At 45.0% G+C, this 3,528-nt stretch carries 4 protein-coding genes; 1 reads left to right on the top strand and 3 read right to left on the bottom strand.

Going from position 1 to position 3,528, the window contains the following annotated elements; all coding sequences use genetic code 11:
- Positions 1-132 precede the first annotated feature (132 nt).
- The 3 genes from ACTHUT_RS15700 to pyrB form a co-directional block, all read right to left on the bottom strand.
- Entirely contained in the window at positions 133-798 is a 666-nt protein-coding gene (locus ACTHUT_RS15700) for a hypothetical protein (RefSeq protein WP_440386608.1), read from the bottom strand.
- A 193-nt stretch (positions 799-991) separates the two neighbouring features.
- Positions 992-1,450, bottom strand: coding sequence for an aspartate carbamoyltransferase regulatory subunit (pyrI, locus tag ACTHUT_RS15695; RefSeq protein ID WP_003749219.1), 459 nt, complete (start codon positions 1,448-1,450; stop codon positions 992-994).
- Between the two features lie 10 nt (positions 1,451-1,460).
- On the bottom strand, positions 1,461-2,381 hold the full coding sequence (gene pyrB, locus ACTHUT_RS15690; RefSeq protein WP_188213381.1) for an aspartate carbamoyltransferase: 921 nt from the start codon (positions 2,379-2,381) through the stop codon (positions 1,461-1,463).
- On the opposite strand from pyrB, the gene ACTHUT_RS15685 reads away from it, so the two are divergent.
- Entirely contained in the window at positions 2,380-2,676 is a 297-nt protein-coding gene (locus tag ACTHUT_RS15685) for a hypothetical protein (protein ID WP_440419005.1), read from the top strand. The genes pyrB and ACTHUT_RS15685 overlap by 2 nt on opposite strands.
- The last annotated feature ends 852 nt before the right edge of the window (positions 2,677-3,528 follow it).

Genomic DNA, 3,528 nt, shown 5'->3' with positions numbered 1-3,528 from the left:
TGACAATCCGTTTCGAATTCTTTGATTATTATACCCGATACGCCTCTTTTTCTTCAAAAATCATTTGAAAAATAACAACAGGCCGTCTGAAAACAAGTATTTCGGTTTCAGACGGCCTGCATATTTTGAATATCAATACAACAATTTCTTGCGGGGCTTTTGCTCGCCGCTGGATTTAATTTCTGACAAATTGAAATTCAGTATGCTCAAATCCAAAATGCTTTCAGAAGTGCATTGATCGCCAAAGGCATTTTCATAAGTGGCCTTCAGTTTCAACACGCCGCCAAATGTCTGATCCGGCAATTCGGCAGCCAGCGCCAACATGCTTGCAAACACGCCGCCATACAATTCGCCCGATGCCAGCATATCCACGCCGCCGGAAAACATTTCCAAGCGCATCACTGCATCGGCAACCAGCTTGCTCGGCAAGTGATCCGGCAAAGGCTCTGCCTCAAAACGCACATTCTTCGCCAAGCCCTTACCGCTATTGCGGACAACCAAAACCAATAAATCCGTTTGACCGTCAGAACGCTGCAACGTCGCATGTAAAACCGGATGAATGCTCTCTTTTTGAATCAGCTGCTCACGGTGCAACATCTTGCTTTTAGCTTTGGATCGCGCAGAGACGACGGCCCAAATCAACCAAACAAATGCAACGGCAGAAATGGCTGTAACCAAAAGGGGAAGATTGGCCAAATAGGCTTGCTGATTAAACCAAACTTGTGCGGCTAAAAATCCGGCAAAGAAAATCAAGACGTATAAAATTGGGGCAAACCGGCTTTGTATGGATGAGTGCATGAGTTTTCCTACATTTCGTATCATGTTATTAAAAAATAATGCCTTTCGGGCGAATAATGTCATCAACCCGGAAGGCATCATTTTAACGTAATTTTAACGCAACTTGGCTTAATATCTTGCTTTTTATCATCTAATGTATCAAGCAAACAACTCAAACCGTATAGCCGTATTTTCAGACGGCCTGAGATTTTTATCAGGCTTCGGCAACCGAATCACGCGAGAAGGTTTTTTCGCAATAATGACATTTCAAACGCGTCTGCCCATGATGTGAGCGGACATAAAAACGGCTGATGACCGGCTCGCCATGACTGGCGCAATTGGTATTCGGACAGCGGAATACCTCCGAAATTTCATCCGGCAATGATAAATGCTGTTTCTCAACGACCTTAAACCGATCGATTTTGTTGACCACTGCCTCAGGGGCAAACAAAGCCAAACGGTTTGCCGCATTGGCATCCAACCATACGCCGCTGATTTTAATAATGTCTTTGCTGCCCTGCGTTTTGCTGGGCAAATTGAAGCCAACCGTTACTGCATTGCCATAATGCAACAGCTTGAACTGCCTTAAAATGGCCAAGCCTTTACCGGCAGGAATATGGTCAATGACCGTACCTTGTTCGATCGCTTCCACGCTGAGTTTTGAGTTTTCCATCTTTCGCTCCTTAAACTTCTTCGTTCAATACCAAAGACAAAATCGCCATCCGTGCATACACACCGTTGGTTGCCTGTTCAAAATAATAGGCATGAGGTGTTTTATCCACATTCGGATGAATTTCATCTACCCTCGGTAAAGGATGCAAGACGCGCAAATTGAGTTTGGCATTTGCCAACATTGACGCATCAAGATTGAATTTACCCTGGATTTTGGCAAATTCCTGCTCATCAAAACGTTCACGCTGAACGCGGGTCATGTACAAAATATCCGCCCATTCGACCGCTTCTTCCAAGCCGGGCAAAATTTGATAAGGGCAACCTGCCTCTTCCAGCTCTTCAGTGATATAGTCCGGCATCGCCAAGCTGGGAGGGGAAACAAACGCAAATTCACAACCCCAACGCTTCAGCGCCTGACATAATGAATGTACCGTACGGCCATATTTTAAATCACCGGCCATCGCAATCTTCAAATTGCTCAAACTGCCCTGCGTTTCATAAATCGTTACCAAGTCCAAAAGCGTCTGACTCGGATGTTGGTTGGTACCATCGCCGGCATTAATCACGGGCACGCTCGAAAACTCGGCCGCCACACGGGCCGCACCGTCTTTCGGGTGTCGCTGAATAATCGCATCCGTATAGCTGGAAATAATCCTCGCAGTATCCGCAAGCGTTTCACCCTTTTTCGCACTGGTATTCGCGCCATCGGAAAAACCGATAACTTTCCCACCCAAACGCTGTACCGCCGTTTCAAAAGACAAACGCGTACGGGTGGACGGTTCAAAAAAGCACGAACCAATCAACTTGCCTTCAAGCAAATCTTCACGAGGCTGCTTTTTCAACTTCAAGGCCGTCTGAAGCAGCAATTCGAGCTGCTCCGTCGTCAAATCTGAAATTGAAATAATATGTTGCCGATAAAGCGGATTAGGCATGACCATTCCTTCCCATAAAAAAACCCGCAAAGCGGGCGTTTCAAGCAAACCGATTCCATCGTTGTCCGGCATAATTCCCACCGGACAGTCTCAACCATGTTTCTACCACACCCATGAAATCTCCCGCATTATCGCATATTTAACAGACGACTGCTTCTATCAAGTTTTCAGACGGCCTAAGACCTTTGCAAAAAATCCTTCATCCCCAACAGCCAAAATTCAAACACAGGGATTTGACAGTTTCCTTTTATCTTCCCAATACTCGCATCTTGTAGGAGCAAACAAGCGCAAGTAAGCTGTTAACCGGTTCAACGATTCAAACATATCGCTTTCGAATAGCGTTGCACACCCATGTTGCCTAAAGCAAATTAGGTTCACAGCCTGATTTACAGTGAAACGTAACAAAGCTTTGTTCAACTACATAACGGGTTTTTCAACAAATATTCGGTTGTGTTTGATTTGCGTTTCCGTCGATGAGTTGTTGCAAAGGGGTTTGCGATAATGCAGGTCTGTAGCTGATGTTTTTCTAGGTGCCATCTGTTTTGCCGCCGTAGCCTTTGATCGTGCATTCTGCTATACCTTATCTTGTCGATATTGACGGAGTGATGTGCAGTTTCTCGATATAGCCTTTCAAAATAGATACACAGATATCTGTTTGCTGTATCAACCAGCTTTTTACCCTGCAGACAATGCTATCTTTGCTTGGTGTAATTTGTCTGCAGCCTTATCTTTTATTGTCCTTACCCATGACCACTCGGGCCATCTGAATAATGTTGCATCAATAACTTAAACTACCAATTTCTCTACTTTCAAACTTTTTCTGCTCAATTTACAGTTAATTTCCAATAGTTCTGATCAGGGCATTACCTTCTGCCGGCTGGTGGCAGTGTCAACATAAGGTACTGGATTTGAAATATTCAGTTCGTCAAAATAATAAAACGGGTTAAGACAATAATGCAGTACTCGAGGTTAAGAGCAGCCTACCAAAAGACGTGCCCGAGCTTTACTTTCTTATCTCCTTTCCACCCTATTGTCACCCCATAAAAGGCTTACACTCCGCATCATTACCCCTAAATATCTCCTCGCCGTCCGCACAACTACCCTTCCCCTTCATCTTCCCGCACACCACCGCCGTCAACGACTCGTT

This window comes from Neisseria sp. P0022.S010, from assembly GCF_051956635.1.
The sequence above is the reverse complement of the archived record's forward strand: the minus strand, read 5'-3'. Positions and strand labels throughout refer to the sequence as shown.

Bases quoted from the DNA above. Each gene is read 5' to 3' on its own strand.
- ACTHUT_RS15700 (WP_440386608.1), bottom strand. From the start codon at position 798: ATGCACTCATCCATACAAAGCCGGTTTGCCCCAATTTTATACGTCTTG.
- pyrI (WP_003749219.1), bottom strand. From the start codon at position 1,450: ATGGAAAACTCAAAACTCAGCGTGGAAGCGATCGAACAAGGTACGGTC.
- ACTHUT_RS15685 (WP_440419005.1), top strand. From the start codon at position 2,380: ATGACCATTCCTTCCCATAAAAAAACCCGCAAAGCGGGCGTTTCAAGC.
- pyrB (WP_188213381.1), bottom strand. From the start codon at position 2,381: ATGCCTAATCCGCTTTATCGGCAACATATTATTTCAATTTCAGATTTG.